Source organism: Enterococcus sp. R12 (assembly GCF_058135755.1).
This window is the reverse complement of sequence record NZ_CM176874.1, coordinates 1778694-1793878: the sequence shown is the minus strand read 5'-3', so window position 1 is coordinate 1793878 and position 15185 is coordinate 1778694. Positions and strand designations below refer to the sequence as shown.

18 protein-coding genes are annotated in these 15185 nt (G+C 42.2%); 9 read left to right on the top strand and 9 right to left on the bottom strand.

The annotated features are described in order from the left end of the window. Positions 1 to 15 precede the first annotated feature (15 nt). The gene (locus ACTW1R_RS08255; RefSeq protein WP_271813785.1) at positions 16 to 1266 is read right to left on the bottom strand and encodes a glycosyltransferase; all 1251 of its coding nucleotides are present in this window, start codon (positions 1264 to 1266) and stop codon (positions 16 to 18) included. Between the two features lie 162 nt (positions 1267 to 1428). On the opposite strand from ACTW1R_RS08255, the gene ACTW1R_RS08250 reads away from it, so the two are divergent. The 4 genes from ACTW1R_RS08250 to ACTW1R_RS08235 all read left to right on the top strand — a co-directional run bounded on the left by ACTW1R_RS08250 (position 1429) and on the right by ACTW1R_RS08235 (position 3682). Then, positions 1429 to 1821: a hypothetical protein gene (locus ACTW1R_RS08250; protein ID WP_010748336.1), complete on the top strand. Its 393-nt coding sequence runs from the start codon at positions 1429 to 1431 to the stop codon at positions 1819 to 1821. A 61-nt stretch (positions 1822 to 1882) separates the two neighbouring features. Further along, the gene (locus ACTW1R_RS08245) at positions 1883 to 2422 is read left to right on the top strand and encodes a sigma-70 family RNA polymerase sigma factor (RefSeq protein WP_051095336.1); all 540 of its coding nucleotides are present in this window, start codon (positions 1883 to 1885) and stop codon (positions 2420 to 2422) included. After that, positions 2412 to 3206 (top strand): hypothetical protein, encoded by a 795-nt coding sequence (locus tag ACTW1R_RS08240; protein WP_115232300.1) that lies wholly within the window; start codon positions 2412 to 2414, stop codon positions 3204 to 3206. The genes ACTW1R_RS08245 and ACTW1R_RS08240 overlap by 11 nt, the downstream gene beginning before the upstream one ends. A 308-nt stretch (positions 3207 to 3514) precedes the next feature. Continuing rightward, entirely contained in the window at positions 3515 to 3682 is a 168-nt protein-coding gene (locus tag ACTW1R_RS08235) for a hypothetical protein (RefSeq protein WP_005235914.1), read from the top strand. Positions 3683 to 3925: 243 nt separating this feature from the next. On the opposite strand, the gene ACTW1R_RS08230 is transcribed toward ACTW1R_RS08235, so the two are convergent. After that, positions 3926 to 5251, bottom strand: a complete 1326-nt coding sequence (locus ACTW1R_RS08230; RefSeq protein WP_167821870.1) for a dihydrolipoyl dehydrogenase family protein — start codon at positions 5249 to 5251, stop codon at positions 3926 to 3928. 183 nt (positions 5252 to 5434) lie between these two features. Here ACTW1R_RS08230 and ACTW1R_RS08225 point away from each other — a divergent pair, with 183 nt between their 5' ends. Then, positions 5435 to 5623, top strand: a complete 189-nt coding sequence (locus ACTW1R_RS08225) for a hypothetical protein (protein WP_167821869.1) — start codon at positions 5435 to 5437, stop codon at positions 5621 to 5623. A gap of 62 nt (positions 5624 to 5685) precedes the next feature. Here ACTW1R_RS08225 and ACTW1R_RS08220 read toward each other — a convergent pair whose 3' ends face one another. From ACTW1R_RS08220 to ACTW1R_RS08210, 3 genes are all read right to left on the bottom strand, one after another. Beyond that, positions 5686 to 6663: a Gfo/Idh/MocA family protein gene (locus tag ACTW1R_RS08220; RefSeq protein ID WP_270290389.1), complete on the bottom strand. Its 978-nt coding sequence runs from the start codon at positions 6661 to 6663 to the stop codon at positions 5686 to 5688. Beyond that, a complete protein-coding gene (locus tag ACTW1R_RS08215; protein WP_167821913.1) occupies positions 6660 to 7085 on the bottom strand; it encodes a heme-binding protein in 426 nt (141 codons plus the stop codon). The genes ACTW1R_RS08220 and ACTW1R_RS08215 overlap by 4 nt, the downstream gene beginning before the upstream one ends. A 114-nt stretch (positions 7086 to 7199) precedes the next feature. Continuing rightward, positions 7200 to 8225 (bottom strand): Gfo/Idh/MocA family oxidoreductase, encoded by a 1026-nt coding sequence (locus tag ACTW1R_RS08210; protein ID WP_005226060.1) that lies wholly within the window; start codon positions 8223 to 8225, stop codon positions 7200 to 7202. 204 nt (positions 8226 to 8429) lie between these two features. Here ACTW1R_RS08210 and ACTW1R_RS08205 point away from each other — a divergent pair, with 204 nt between their 5' ends. From ACTW1R_RS08205 to ACTW1R_RS08190, 4 genes are all read left to right on the top strand, one after another. Next, positions 8430 to 9323, top strand: a complete 894-nt coding sequence (locus ACTW1R_RS08205) for a MurR/RpiR family transcriptional regulator (protein WP_167821867.1) — start codon at positions 8430 to 8432, stop codon at positions 9321 to 9323. Further along, positions 9320 to 10285, top strand: coding sequence for a Gfo/Idh/MocA family protein (locus tag ACTW1R_RS08200; protein WP_167821866.1), 966 nt, complete (start codon positions 9320 to 9322; stop codon positions 10283 to 10285). The genes ACTW1R_RS08205 and ACTW1R_RS08200 overlap by 4 nt, the downstream gene beginning before the upstream one ends. A gap of 158 nt (positions 10286 to 10443) precedes the next feature. Continuing rightward, entirely contained in the window at positions 10444 to 10668 is a 225-nt protein-coding gene (locus ACTW1R_RS08195; protein WP_167821865.1) for a hypothetical protein, read from the top strand. A gap of 177 nt (positions 10669 to 10845) precedes the next feature. Beyond that, positions 10846 to 11322, top strand: coding sequence for a GNAT family N-acetyltransferase (locus ACTW1R_RS08190; protein ID WP_167821864.1), 477 nt, complete (start codon positions 10846 to 10848; stop codon positions 11320 to 11322). Positions 11323 to 11393: 71 nt separating this feature from the next. Here ACTW1R_RS08190 and ACTW1R_RS08185 read toward each other — a convergent pair whose 3' ends face one another. The 4 genes from ACTW1R_RS08185 to ACTW1R_RS08170 all read right to left on the bottom strand — a co-directional run bounded on the left by ACTW1R_RS08185 (position 11394) and on the right by ACTW1R_RS08170 (position 15183). Beyond that, the gene (locus ACTW1R_RS08185; RefSeq protein WP_005226055.1) at positions 11394 to 12437 is read right to left on the bottom strand and encodes an AI-2E family transporter; all 1044 of its coding nucleotides are present in this window, start codon (positions 12435 to 12437) and stop codon (positions 11394 to 11396) included. 172 nt (positions 12438 to 12609) lie between these two features. After that, complete coding sequence (locus tag ACTW1R_RS08180) at positions 12610 to 13467, bottom strand: triphosphoribosyl-dephospho-CoA synthase (RefSeq protein ID WP_005231353.1); 858 nt, start codon at positions 13465 to 13467, stop codon at positions 12610 to 12612. A gap of 12 nt (positions 13468 to 13479) precedes the next feature. After that, positions 13480 to 14565 carry an acyltransferase family protein gene (locus ACTW1R_RS08175; RefSeq protein WP_167821863.1) on the bottom strand — a complete coding sequence of 362 codons (1086 nt, stop codon included), beginning with the start codon at positions 14563 to 14565 and terminating at the stop codon, positions 13480 to 13482. Positions 14566 to 14589: 24 nt separating this feature from the next. Beyond that, positions 14590 to 15183: a malonate decarboxylase holo-ACP synthase gene (locus ACTW1R_RS08170; protein WP_016620112.1), complete on the bottom strand. Its 594-nt coding sequence runs from the start codon at positions 15181 to 15183 to the stop codon at positions 14590 to 14592. Positions 15184 to 15185 lie beyond the last annotated feature (2 nt).

Below are 15185 nucleotides of genomic sequence, written 5' to 3'. Positions count from 1 at the left end.
GATAATCGCTCTTTTTTAATAGGAAAATTTAGGAAAATTGTTTTTTTCTAAAAAGTGCTCAATCTCCTGCATCGCTTTCTGAGGACCATTTGTCGGGAAATCCTTCTTTAACTGATAGGCTTGTTGGCAAATCTTCGGAGCTCCAACCTCAGTCAGGGCAGCTTCCAGCTTTTTCTCAGTTAATGGTTTTGTCAGCGCGATTGCATTGCCATACGTCACGCAGTACTGAATATTGCAGCATTGCTCATAGTGCATCCCAATTCCGATAAACGGCTTCCCAGATGCACAAGCTGTTTGAACAGTCCCTTCCCCACCATGGATAAAAGAAAAATCGATATGCTCATGCAATAGATGACTTGGCAGATATTCGGTCAAGAACAGATTCTCTGAGTCGTTGTGTTTCCCCTTGAGTAGATGTGTAACCGGAGCAATGATCGCTAGCTCCGAACGGTTTCGCAAGAAAGCTAAGATTTTTCGCACCATGCGCGGATTCCCCGAACTGCCCATCGCAAAATAAACGATTCGTTTTCTTTCCCGCCGCTTTTGTTGAATAAAAGTCAACACTTCGTCTGGTAAAGAAGACCCGAGCTTCGCAAAAATCGGCCCAACGATTTGATAATTTTCTGGCAGCTGCTCTTTCGTTAAAAATAAATCAGGAGTGGTGATGAGATTTAAATCAGCGTCCATCATTCGTAAGCTCGTTTCAGGCATAAAAAGTTTTTCTGTTTGAGCAGCGTGTTTGAATGCTCGGGGCATCCAGCGGGATTTTACCAATTGTTTTCTTATCCAATACCAAAGTGGTTTCCTTAACGGTCCGAAAAAACGCAAACTAGAAGGGATAAACGCGCTATCTGATCGAAAAAAGGGATCACTCATCGCATAGGGTTTTACGTAGACTAAGGGAATCTGTTTGCTACGAGCAGATAGAAAGATCGTGACATTTGATCCAGTTACAATGACCTCAGGAGCAAGTTTGTCGATCAGCTTTTGTTCGCTCAGAATACGCGCGGCAACCATCTCTTTGGTGAAGGGATTGTTGATTGAGCGCAGTTGATCTAATTTTATGATCTGTTCCTCTTGTTTTTCTGTCAGAGTCGGCGTCAGCAAATGGTACGTAAAGCCACTTTCAGTGATAAGTGAAGCAAAGGTTTTTGAAAAACCAAAGAACTCGCAGTGGTGATTTCCTTGCATTTGTTTAGCGACTTCGATCATCCTTGTCGTTTCAGCCAAGTTGAATACCGCAGGCGCCAAAAGAATCGTTGGCATGAAATCCTCCTTATGTATCGAGTCCATCCACTCGTTTCTTTCAAGTATACTAAAAGTAGGCACATGTAGGAGAAGTTTTTTTGCAGATCTTCTCGTTCATCTTTTTACATTATTTAATTAAAAATTTGCTATAATAAAGAAAACCTTTCAAGGAGTAAACCAATGCGAAAAAAAATATCTTCCTTGCGGCTTAGTACATTATCAAGCGGGCTCATTCTCTTTGCTTTCTTTTTCTTGATTCAACAATTTTGGGAAATGGTTGTTTCTGACTTTGCACTTTTGCCTTCGCTGGCATTCATCCAGATTCTCTTGATGATCCTTTCAACCTTTCTCATTAGCAAGTTTGTTAAAAAACGCTCGTGGCGGCAAGTGCTTTTTGGCAGCTACCTATTCATCATCGGCTCGCTATTTTCTTTCTGGCTAGCAAATAATCCATTGGAGCTGCAAGCAGTCATTCTTTATATGATAGGCGCTTTTTTTGGCGGCATTCTTTGGGAATATTTGGCCCAGCGCTTGGCAACAGATCTTCTGGCCAAAGAACATGAACCTCGTTAACAGAGGTTTTTTTCTTTTTCTGATAGAAAAGGCAAACATTCTTCGTATATAGTGTGAAGGGGTGAAGAAGGTGCAGGATGAAGAAATCATTGAACGAATCAAAAAGAAAGACTATGCCGGCTTAGAAGAACTGTTAGCTGTTTATGGTGATAGCATGCTGAGGACAATTCATAGTGTCCTCTCCCAACCGCATGAAGTGAGCGAGCGCCAAGATGTAGCGAACGAAGTTTTTTACGAGGTTTGGCAAAAGATTGCTGCGTACCAACCAGAAAGAAGCCGCTTGATTACTTGGCTGCTTTTGATCAGCCGTAGTCGTGCGATTGACCACAAGCGGAAGTTGAACAAGCGCTCACTGGAAGAAAAACCTGTTGATGAGCAGGAACTAGCTATTGAAGAATCACCTTTGACAAAGGAAACCTTTTTGGGTTTTATTGAAGACCTTGAAGCCCTCGATCAAAGGATCTTTCTGCTCTACTATTTTTACCAAGAGTCACCCGAAACCATCGCAGAGCAGACGGACTTAAATGTCTCAGCAATCTACAATCGTCTTTCCCGTGGCCGCAAACGCTTAAAAGAAAGGATGACTATCGATGGATTTTAAACAGTTAGTCTTACATGAAAACAATTTACTGACAAAAATATCTGAACAAGAAAAAGCAGCAACCTTCGAGCTGTCCAAACAATATGTTTTCTTGCAAGATCTATTAGAGGAGCTTCGGACGCTTTTAGCAAAAGACGAAACGATTCTTGGCTATCTGCCTTTGACGCCAGATGGAAACCTCGCCTTCGCCAATCAAGGACTTGGCGCCTATGCCTATGCAACAACCGAGAAAGCAAAAGCATACCGTGACATCTTTCATGATACCCGCGGCAATCGTTTGTTAGTTTTCACAGAAACCCGCATGCTTTTTCTGGTCATCATCGACTATTTAGAAAGTAACACCTATTTCAGTTACCCCTATGAGACCATCAAGGCGTTCACGATCAAGCCAAGAAAGCTGATGAAGCACGAATCACCAGAGGATAAAGAACAATTCCATTGGGGCTATTTCGACTTTCAGGCAGGGACGCACATTTTCTCAGAAGTACTGACGAAAAAAGACTACGAATTATTTACGTCCTATCATGAATCGATCCCTGCACTCAAGAAAATTCCGATTCAAAACAAAGTTTACCGAGCAGCGAAATATCAGTATTTCCTGAGTAATTGGCATTTCAGTTTTCGCTTGATGACCGCTTTCAACCTGCTTTTTCTGCTGCTGTTTGTATTAATGATTCTCGGATTTTTCTTACACATTGGCCCACTGAAAGGATTTTATTATAAGGATCTGTTGGACATAGGTATGGTCATTTCCCTTTTTTATAGTAAGAACATTTTGCCATAAAAAAGGACTGCTGCTCCTTCCTAAGCATTTCTTTGGTATCAATTGAATAAAGCACCAGATTTTCTACAAAAGAGTACCCCTTGCAGGATTCAAGTCAAAATGAATGCTGCAAGAGGTATTTTTCGTCTCGGACTATTGGGATATTCCTAACCGTTCGTTTTTTTCATTTCCTTTTGAAATTCTCAGATTTCTTGTGAACTTTTCAGAAGACTCCACTCATAATTTCATACATGCCTAATGGGATTATTTTTTCCTTCACGCTTGCTTTTTAGGAAGAAACGTTATGATGATTTTACTTGCTAGGAGGTGTGAAAAATCGAACTTATCGGACATTTGGTCTTTTGGATCCCGTTTTGTCTTTTTCTAGTGATTGGATCGTTTTTCATACAATGGCGGAAACGTTTCGTTTCAACCCTTATTGCAGCGATCCCGTTTCTCTTTTTTATGGTAAAAATATTCAATTATCGGCACTATGAGCCAGATTCTATTTTCATCATCTATTTGGTCGGACTCTTCTTGTCATCGATCTTACTGATTGTTGCTGTCCGCCGACTGTCAAAAAAAGCCTAAGCCTAGGGTTACTAGAAAACAAAGACATTGCCTAAAATGAAACCCAGCCTAACTTTAAGGTTCATTTAAGGTTCACGGACTATAGTCAATACGGACATAATAATTTAGAGCCTGTGCTAGCGGAAACTAGTGCAGGCTTGTTTGATTATTTATAGAAAATAGGACAAATCGCTAGCAGGTGTTGGGTAGGCAAAAATCATTTGTGCCAGCGCTTCTTTCGATAGCTGGTTCTCCAACACAAAAACGAAGTGGTTGATCAACTCATCGGCCAATGCAGAAACAATCGTGACAGCAACGATGGTATCAGATGTGTTATAAACCAATTTGATTTTTGCATTTTGATCATTGATTCGTCGATAGGTATACCAAGAAGAAAGATCCATCACCTCGCTATGATACTCTGAGGCATGATCGGCAATCTCTTGCTCACTGATCCCGACTCTTGCTAGTTTTTCCGCACCAAAAACCAGCGTAGGGATCAGAGGATAGCGGATGGGTGTTTTCTGGTCATCTATATGATCGACAAGATAGGCGGCTTCAAAGCTGGCAACAGGCGTCAGTTTGGGCTGCTTTTTCGCTAGCACATCCCCAATTGCATAGATGTGTCTTTGACTAGTCTGCAAAAATTCATTAACTACGATCCCTTGTTTTGACGTTTCTACTCCTGCCTTTTCCAATTGCAGCTGATCGCTATTGGGTCTGCGTCCCGTGGCACCAATCACTGCTTCTACGGTGAGAGACAATGCTTGTGTCTGGATCGTATAGTGGTTTTGTTCTTTCGTGATTCGCTGCGTGTTCTGATTAAAGTGGAACGAAACGCCTTGGTCCTGCATTGAACGAACCATTTCTGCGGTCAATTCAGCATCAAATCCTTTTAGCGGCTGGTCATTATGATGGATCACATGCACTTCAGCACCTGCTGCTTGAGCGATCATCGCCAATTCGAAGGTAATATACCCAGCACCTATGAAAGCAATCGTTGCTGGCATCTTTTCAAAGGAAAGAAAATCAGTACTGCTTTGTAAATGCTCCTTGCCGACGATGGGCTGTACGGCTGGACGCTGTCCTGTCGCAATAATTATTTTTTCTGCTTGAATCTCTTCTGCGTCCACGACGACCGTATGGGCATCACGAAAAGCGGCTTGTCCGTAGTAAGTAGTGATCCCTTCTGCTAGTAACCCTTGTTTGGTTGACTCTGGCACCCGATCGGTATACGAGCGCTTAAACGCCATCAGTGCCGGCCAATCAATGGCTACCTGTCCTTGAACACCATTGCCTTGCATACGTTTCGCCTCTGTTTTGACTTCTACGCCTCGCATCAGTAGTTTTTTCGGATCGCACCCGCGATTGGGACAAGTGCCGCCCCATAGATCGGCTTCAACGATCGCCACTGTCTTACCTTTGGCTTTTAACCCGTAGGCAGCAGCCGTTCCAGCTGGACCCGCTCCGATAATCAGTACATCCACCTTTTTCATCTGTCTCCTCCTTCTCCTAAAAAAATATTCATGCGCTTTCTCTTCCCTTCAAGTATAGCGAATCACGGTCAGCCAACAAAATAATTCGCCTTTTGCGGCTCCTGCGAATGATCACAATCAGACCTTGAAGTTGCGTTTGATGTGGTATACTTTTCTTGTCAGTTTAACGACAAAGGAGAATGAATGACTGTGAGTTTTAAACGTTTTTTTCAGCTCTTTCTTTTTTATTTTCTCTCGATTCTGGTGGCATATAGCCTGATTGCATTTCTAGCAGTAGATAACTTTTGGCTGGTGGTCTGTTTGATGACGATTGTCGGCTACCTCACCTTGGGTATCCCACTAACCTTATTGAGTTTAAAGAAGAAAAAATAAGACAACAGACAAAGACACCAGCAACTTTTCTAAGAACCTGGTGTCTTTCCTCATTGATGCGATTATCCTAATACGATCTGGGCATCTGCCAATGCTTTTTCCACGACTTCCATCACCAGCTTGCTATGGGCAAGACGTTCCTTGACAAAGGCCTGATCATTTTCGTGAATGGCTTGTGCAAAACGGACAAATTCTTCAAACATACGATGTCCGTGAACGCTGCGATCCTGATGGCTTTTTGCCCCATGAACCGGTTCAACGTCATAGCTGGCAAGCATATTCGTCGGCCCATTGACGATGATCGATCCTTTCGTCCCTTGGATCGTTGAACGAATCGTCGCTGTCGAATCTTTGGCGCCGATACAAACGACTTTTGTTTGTTCATATTCTAAAAACAGCATGCCAGAAGTATCGATCCCCTGTTCGACATTAGCAAAATAGCGGACACTTTTTGGTTTTCCTAAAAGCCCGACGACAAAATGAATATTATAGATATTGATATCCATCAATGCCCCACCACCCATTTTCGGGTTAAATGCAGGTAAAACGGTTCCCTCTTTGAATAAATCATAACGAGAAGAATATTGCGAATAGTTGCATTCAATCACTTTCAGCTCTCCCAATGTTTCAAGCTGCGCTTTGATTCCTTGATAGTTGGCTAAGTACTGATTTGTGATGGCTTCGATCAAAAGCACCTTGTGGGCAGCAGCCAATTCTGCTAATTCTACTAATTCTCGTGTCTGCAACGTAAATGGCTTTTCACAAATGACGTGTTTGCCAGCGAGGATTGCTTCTTTGGCAAAGGAATAATGCAAATGATTGGGCAGTGCGACATACACGGTGTCAACGGATGGATCCGCCAAACATGCCCCTAACTCTGTGTAGACGGTTTGAATCCCGTATTGCTGTTTTAAGTGATTCATTTTCTCTAAATCATTTTCTGTCCCAAAAATAGCGGCCAGTTCAAGCTGCGGGACATCCCCTGCCACCGTCAAAAAATCATGGACGATCATGCCTGCGCCTAAAATCGCTAAGTTCATCTTGCTTCCCCTTTTCTATCTTCTTGGATCATTTGTTTCAATACTTCAGTGAGCACTTTATGATCCTCTAAATGGGCCAAACCTGACACACAGATAGCACCCGTGACATTTCTGTTTTCGATAATTGGAAAACCACCACCACAAATTGCATAATGTTCGTCTTGTGCCCACTTAGCAAATTGTATATCTCGATCTTTTTGCGCATAGACGTATAGTGAACTATGCCCGCTTTCCAGTACCGTTCGTTCTTTTCTTTCAAGCCAAGGGCTTTCTTTTCGCTCTGCCATTAAAAATCGAATGATCGGCAAGCCATGATGAACAACTTTGATCCCTACCGGCTTCGGGTAGTTCCTTTTAACGTACTGATCGATGGCAATAACCAACCGCAATGCGAGGTCATTGTCAAAATGAGCAAACTGCAGCTGCTGTTCTTCTTGCAGGATTTCTGAAGGTTCGATTCGTATCTACTCCTTTACGTTGAGTCAGTTGATGCCTTCAGGCGCTTTGTTTGTCAAAATCCCCGTAATCACTCTACCTTATGACTCAGTGATCACTTGATTGATTCCTGTTTCTAGCATTTCGATTTGTAAAATCGTTTCTTCGTCTTTCACGATTTTCTCTTTGCCATGGATGATCGTTTCATAGACGCCCTCATACACACGGCTATAATCACCAATTTCAGAGATGACTTTTTCTTCATGGTAGTTCCCGTTAGCATCCATATAAGTTAGTGTGCCATAGTGCTCTGGCAAATCGATCCCAAAATCGGCATGATCTGGGAGATAAAACTGTTTTAGATGCTCTTCTTGTCGATCCTTCGTTTGTTTTACAAAAACGCCGTTTTCGCCATAAACGACAAAACTAGGCCGCTCTTTTAATCGGAAGTAACTAGATTTGACTGAGACTTTCATTCGACCATAAAACAGATCCAAATCGAAGTAATCATTCATGCGATTTTTTCCAAGCAATTGCCGAACCTCATAATGGACATCGTCTGGTTGTCCAAAATAGGAGATCACTTGGTCCAGGGTATGACAAGCGTGTCCGTACAAGTAGCTAGTATTCAATGAAAATTCGGTCACTGACCGTGGAATCTCTGGACGAAAATAATCATAATGCATCTCTACTTCTAAGAGATCTCCGAGCACGCCGCTTTCGATCACTTTTTGCGTGGTCAAAAAATCGGAATCAAAGCGGCGATTTTGATAGCATTGCACAAACAAGCCTTTCTCCTGCGCCAGTGCGAACAATTCCTTTGCTTGTGCCGAAGTTTCCGTAAAAGGTTTTTCGATCAAGACATTTTTCCCATGGAGCAAGACATCCTTGCCTAATTCATAATGCAAATGACTGGGGGTCGTGACCACAACTAATTGAATTTCAGGATCACGGTAGATATCCTCTAAGTCAGAGGTGTAATGAACACCTTCTAGTGTTGGCCAGGTCAGCTTGCCGCTTGGTGAATAGATCGTCTTTACTTTGATCTTATCCTGCAGCTTGGTTGAAAAAGGCAGATGGTAACGATTGGTGCTTTTTCCGTTTCCGAGATATGCGATAGTTAACATTGTGACGCCTCCTATGAATTGATAGCTTGATTATTGCTGATATCCTTCGAAATGAGAAGTCTTTTGCCAAAAACAGGTTCTTTTGACCAGACTTTTTCGCAAACTGCTCGGTGGTTCTGAACATTTTTACCAAATTGCCAAAAAGGTACAGTTTTTGCTTTTGGTTTTCTTTGTCCTAGGCTATGATTAGAAAGAGGTGGTTTGATGTTATTAGGAGATAAATTACGGCTTCAAGAAGGATTGACCAATACGGAGAAGCGGATTGCCGATTATATTTTGCAAAATATCAATGATGTGCCTTCGTTGACGATTGAAGTCATCGCCAAGCATACATACACATCCCACTCTTCCGTCATTCGTCTAGCCAAAAAGATGGGTTATGAAGGATTTAAAAGTTTTCGCTTAGGTCTGGCTGAAATTGCCCATAATCAGATGTTCAACCCAACCTTTGTTGACGCGAATTTTCCCTTTTCGCCCAAGGATCAAACACCTGATATTATGAAAAAAATGGCCGATCTAACGATCAACTCGATCCACAAAACCCACGCTCAGGTCGCTGCAGAAACGATGGAAGCAGTGGTGCAATCGTTGGAAGCTGCGCAACGGATTTTCTTATTTGCTCGCGGCGATTCTCAGATTCGGGCAAGAAGTTTTCAAAACAAGTTGGTCAAAATCAATAAGTATCTGATCGTTGCTGATGAATATGGGGATGATGCGTGGAATGCATCGAACGTCACGCAAAATGATTGTGCCGTGTTTATTACCTATCGGGGGAAAAATACGCAATACGAAAAAATCATGCAGCACTTTCGTGATGTCGGGGTACCAGTGATCGTGATTTCTGGCAACGCCCATGCGAAAATCATCCCATTAGCGACCCATGCGATCATCGCTTCTCATGATGAACGTGATTTTCTCAAAGTCGGCACCTTTTCTTCACAGGTCGCCTTTGAGTATATTTTAGATTCACTGTTTGCATTGCTGTATGCCAAAGAATACCAAAAAAATATTGTCGAGTTAAGAAAAAAACAAACTGTTTTGGAATCAGGGATTCTCTCAGAATACCCGTCAACTGAAGAAAAGAGGGAAATGAAATGATCAATTGGGGAATTATTGGTGCCGGAAATATCGCCAATCGCTTTGCTGCAAGTTTAGAAAATTTTCAAGACGCCCAGCTTTATGGGGTTGCTTGTCGTACGATGGAAAAAGCGCAAGCGTTTCAAGCAAAATTTCCGTGTGACGTCGTCTTTGATGACTACCAAAACCTATTAGATGATCCAACTATCGATGTCGTTTATATTGCTTTGCCACATTTGTATCACTATGAATGGATCATCAAAGCCTTTAAAGCGAAAAAAGCTGTTTTATGTGAAAAACCAGCAACCTTGACTGCACAAGAAATGCGCGATGTACAAAAACAAGCCCAAGCACACGAAGTCTTCTTTATGGAAGCCATGAAGCCACGCTTCACCCCAGCGTATCGCAAACTAAAAGAACTTGTGGATGGTGGTCATATCGGTGAGCTAACAAGTGTCACGACTACTTTTCGCCGCCATTTACCAGTCGAAGGCAGTTCTTACCATTATCTACCAAAACAAGGGGGTGCTTTACTGGATATGGGGATCTATAACTTAGCCTTTATCCAAGATTTTTCACCAGAAAATTTAACTGCCGAAATGATCGATTACAGCCTGTATGAAACTGGGGTTGATACCTATGTTGAAGCACGCTTTGTCAGTGAAGACTTTGTTGCAGTGATTGAGACTGGATTTGACCAAACAAAAGAGACGGTGGCGGAGTTACAAGGAACAAAAGGGAAAATCACGATCCCCAACTTCCATCGCCCCGCTTCTTTTACCGTGACGATTGACAAAGAAGACACGGTCTATGATATTGGGTACGAGATCGATGATTTCCATTCGGAGATTCAAGCAGTTCATACCGCTCTTGCACAAGGACAACTCGAAAATCCCCTGATGTCCTTAACGGATAGTATTGCCTGTATCGCTTTAGCTGATGAACTAAGAAGCTTACTAGATGCGGAAAAAAAAGACAATTAAGATCATGCCCCATCGTTTTTGAATAGAACTGACCAGTGGTTGCCACTCGGTCAGTTTTTTTGTCAAAAATTGAGCGCTTTCTTTGACGGTAGCGAAATGGTTATATTATATTTATTGAGTATATTTTTATACAAATAAAAAAAGAAAGGAAAACGCTTATGACTCCAGAAATTATAACGTATCTTATTTGTTTATTGACCTTCGCTTATCTAGCTGTGACGGTTTTTACTTTTGTAAAAAATCGTCGGACAGGTGACGGCTATCGCCTCCGTATTTTTTACGTGTTGGCAGCAGCACTCGTCTTTTTTCTTTCCGTTTATGCAATCGCTACCGGTCAAACCTATGACGACTTAGTGACATCGATAAATGATCTTTTTCAATAAAACAACGACGGCACGAACCCCTGCGGATCTCTTCGTTTGTGAACCTGTGGTTGAGGGAAGGATCAAAACAGAAACGAGCCAATGAAAGACTGCTAATCGATGGCTTTTCCATCAGGATCTGCTAAGCCGAATCAATGTCTTTCAATAAATGATGTCTGATTTTTTATGGAGGTGTGCATGCTCATTCAGCTTAAAGAAGCGAAGCTTTCCGATCTGCTTTCAATCTACTTGATACAAAAAGCGGCCTTCAAATCCCTCTTTCTCCGTTATCAAGACAAAGAAACTTCTCCCTATTTACAAAGTTTCGAGAAGCTAAACGCAAAGTTTTCTGCGTCGAATACCACTTATTATTTAATCATGACCGCTCAGAAAACCGTGGGCTTTATAAAACTGACGGTTGAGCAGGAACATACGACGAAGCTATCTTCCATCGCCCTTCTTCCCTCCTACGAGAACCGCGGGATTGGTAGACAAGCAATGACCCTGATTGAAAGGCTCGTTCAAACAGATACGTTACGTTTGAATACGATCCTGCAAGAACCTAAGCTGGTTCACTTTTATCACTCGTTAGGGTATTCAGCAACAGGGATGTTTCAAAGCCCCTCTTCAGCAATCTGCTTTGTCTCCTTTACGAAAAAAATTGCTGCGAAATAAAAAAGCCATCTCGCCTTTCATCGGCAGAGATGGTTTTTTCTATCAATTGCCATCCTTTATAGCAATCATTTTTATTGGTCCTGCAAGGTGTCATCGGATTTTTTACGCAATCGCGGAATCTCTTTCACATTCATTAAATCTAAAAAGAAAGTGAACAATGGGATCCCGATGATCAAGCCCCACAAGCCAAAGAGATGTTCGCTAAGATACAGGAGAATAAACGTGTAAAACATCGGGATCTCTGTTTTATTAGCCATCAAGCGCGGATTTAAGATATAGGATTCCAACGCATGAACAAACACTATGATCAATAGAATGTAGATCACGTCATTAAATCCGCCGATAGAATAGGCAATAAACGTCAATGGAATACACGAGATGATCACACCAGCAACAGGAATCAAGCTGAGAAAGAAAATCATCAACGCCAAACTCAACAGCTGCGGAAAGCCCATCACCGCTAAGGCGAAAACAGTGATCGCTGTATTGACTAAGGCGATCACCAACTGCGTCTCGATCACATTTCCGAAAGCCCGCGTAAACTTAGCTCCTAAATAGTAAACATCTTCAAAGAACCACGCCCCTCGCCCTTGCAAAAACAGCCGAGAAAACGCAACGGTCTTTTTGTTATCGATCATAAAGAAGAAGCTAAGCAGAAAGGAGATCAGCACAGTCAACGCCAACTCACCGAAATTATACAGATAATTGATCACGACTAGAACGCCGCTTTGTAATTTCTGGATGTATTCGCTGGTCTGCAATAGATTCAAGACATATTCGATCAATTCATTATTGGAGTCTGTCCGTTGGTAGAAATCAGCAACGGAATTGACTAATTGGACGGATTGTTTGATGATGATGGGTACATAATTTGTTGCTACTAAATAAAGAATAAAAACAATCAAGCTGTAAGTCAGGATGCTCGTAAGCTTGATGGGCAGATGGCTTTTTCGATGGAGCAAAAGAACCAGCCGATAAATCAGATACGTAAAGATAAAGGTCAGCAAAAGAATGGTCATCAGACTGCGAAACAAAAAAAGAATGCCCGCAAGCATAAACAGGACAGTCCAGCGCCGCAACACAAGATTTTGAAGAAAAGCATTATAGTATTTCATCTGTAACTCCTTTATTCGTTGCAATGGAGCAACGAAGCATTTCAGTAGTGCCTAAGAATTATCTAATCATTAAACTATGCAAATAGCAAGAGATTTTATTTTTCTTAATCGAGCGAAAAAATGAAACAAAAAATCCTTAGAAGAATCGTTGCCTTTCTTCTAAGGAAAAGAGTTATTGGTAAACGGTCTTTCCTTCGTTTACGGGTAAAACCGAGTTGATGGACAATAAAAAGAAGCTGGCAGCCAACAGATCAGCACTGCCGCCTGGAGACACATTTTCTGACTGGCAGAAGGCTGCTAGTGCATGAAATGCTGGGTTCGGCAACGCTTGCTGATTGGCTTTTTGTGCGAGTTGCTGAACCAGTGCCAGTACCTCTTGATTGCTGCGGTATAAAATACACGTATCGTCCAGCGTAGCGATGATCGCCAACAGCATGTGGAGCCTTTTTTTGGTCTCATTGGAACAATCCCGAGAAAAATAATCTGCTAGAGCGATTTGAACATGAGGGAACCCAGCAGCAGCTTCCCCATACGCACCGAGATGTCCATATTTGGCTTGAACAGTTTTGCCATGACTTTCTGTTTGTTGAATCAGCGCACGATCAGGAAATGCAGTGAGAAGCTGGATGTCAGAAAAGACTTCTGGTAAAAAAATCCGCTGTTTGCGACTAAGTTGGCTACTGACGGCGCTGATGAGCAAGCCTAATGCCCAGATGGCTCCTTTATGAGTGTTGATGCCACCAGTGGCTGCCAACATCGCCTGTTCTGCCTTCCGACCGATTGCAGCGATTGCTTCCCGCAACTCTTGAGACATGCTGCTTCCCCAAGACACCAAGGCCATTTCTTCAAAGTATGGCGTCAATGCTCGAGCTGATCGTAGAAAGAGTGCTTGATCCATATCGTGATGGGCACCTGAATCAATGGCATCCACTAACCCAGGTTTTGGGGACAATGTCACTTCTGCAATCAAGGCTTCTTCTACCAATTGGGCGAGTCGTCGACAATTTTCTTCTACAGCTAATGCAAACATCCAACTCCTCCTCTAGTTTTTAATTTGACCTTTGATCGTTACCCATAAAACATGCAAAACATAGCTTGTTAAAAAACCACAGCTGGCAGTTGCCAAATAAGCGACGATGATCATGATACCCATTGGCAGTTGCAGCAACAAATCTTTGAAGCATAGCAACAAGACTTGAAAGACAAAAACATTGGCAAGATAGGTCCGATACGCATAAGTAGACAGCCACTTAAATGTCCCTAACTGAGGGGCATTGTTTTTGATCATGGTTGATCCAAACATAAAGACTGCAAAAATCAATACTAAGCTATATAAGCTTTGCAATGTATTTAAATACGGTGCATGAGCGAAACTTAGATCACCTGCATAATGTAGCAGATGATTGGCAGATAATAGCCCTAATGCTAAGCCCACTGGTAAGAAAGCGTAGCGAATTTTGTATAGGAAGCGATAGACGGTTTCGTGATAAATCAAAGCGGCTTCGCCATAGATCCCATAGATCACAAAGCTAAAGACAAACCGATCCAATAAATACCAGCTTTCATGATGCGGTCCTTCAAAAACTTGGCGATCGTAAAACACATACCAAGCGACATACAAAGCAGTTGCGACGATCAATACTGGCCAAACAGCTTTTTTCTTCGTCAACACTTTGTAGCCTAACCAGACAAAAAACGGCATCAACAATTGGATCTGCAGCATCATGATCGTATACCACAAGTGTGGCGCCGCATCCCCCGTCACATATTTCAGTAAAAACGTTGCTGTGTCAGTATAAGGTTTTCCTTGTTGGACAGCGGGAAACAGCCATAAATAAGCCGTCGTCCAAAGCATATATGGCACGACAAGTTCAAAAAACTTTTCTTTCAAAAATTCTAGATAAGACAGATGTTGACTTGTCTTAACCATGTTATAAACAATAGCAAAAATAAACAGGGGTGCGGTAAATTTCACCAAGACATAGAAGGTACCGATGAATGCTGCAGTCTTTTCATCTTGGGTATTGGATAAGGCAAAAGTCAAAATCGTTTGCATCATTACTGCTGTCACGGCAAATACTTTTTGGAAATCACTGATGTTGATTTTTAAATCGTTGTTCTCAAACATGTTTTTCGCTCACTTTTCTAATAATTACCAAATCTCAGTGGTGAGTTTTGGCCCTTCGTCTGTTTTTACTAAGATTTTTTTTGATGGATGTTCCAAATACTCCTTTAAGGCAAACCCGCCTTGTTTTGTGATAACTTGAACATCGATCTGTTGAAAAAAGGCTGCCTGCTTTTCCAATAGTTCCAGTGGCAGCTTTTCTTTCGTGTCGGCATAAAGCAACAGATCTAAATCACTTGTCGGCTTGATTGCTGCCTGTTTTGCAGCCAATTCAAAACCCAAGCTGCCACCGATTCCCCAAGAATAGTGCTTCAATAAAAGCCGTGCTTGTTGATAGCTGCGGTAAACTGGATAATTGGCTACTTCATTGAATCGAAAGCTCTCACGAGTGATCAATTCCCAAGGATGGATCGTTCGTTTGATCATGTTGCAGGGTGCCTCAAAGGCAAACCGTTCTTGCCGCTTTTCCCCGCGCAACCCCACTGGTAAATAGCTGGGGTTACGGGGTTTCCCACGACGGACGGTCGCAAAAAGCTGTTCTTTTTCAGAAAACCATTTGGGAATATCAATCATATCAAGAACTTCTTTATCTAATTGAACGATATCGTGGGCACGGTTCATTC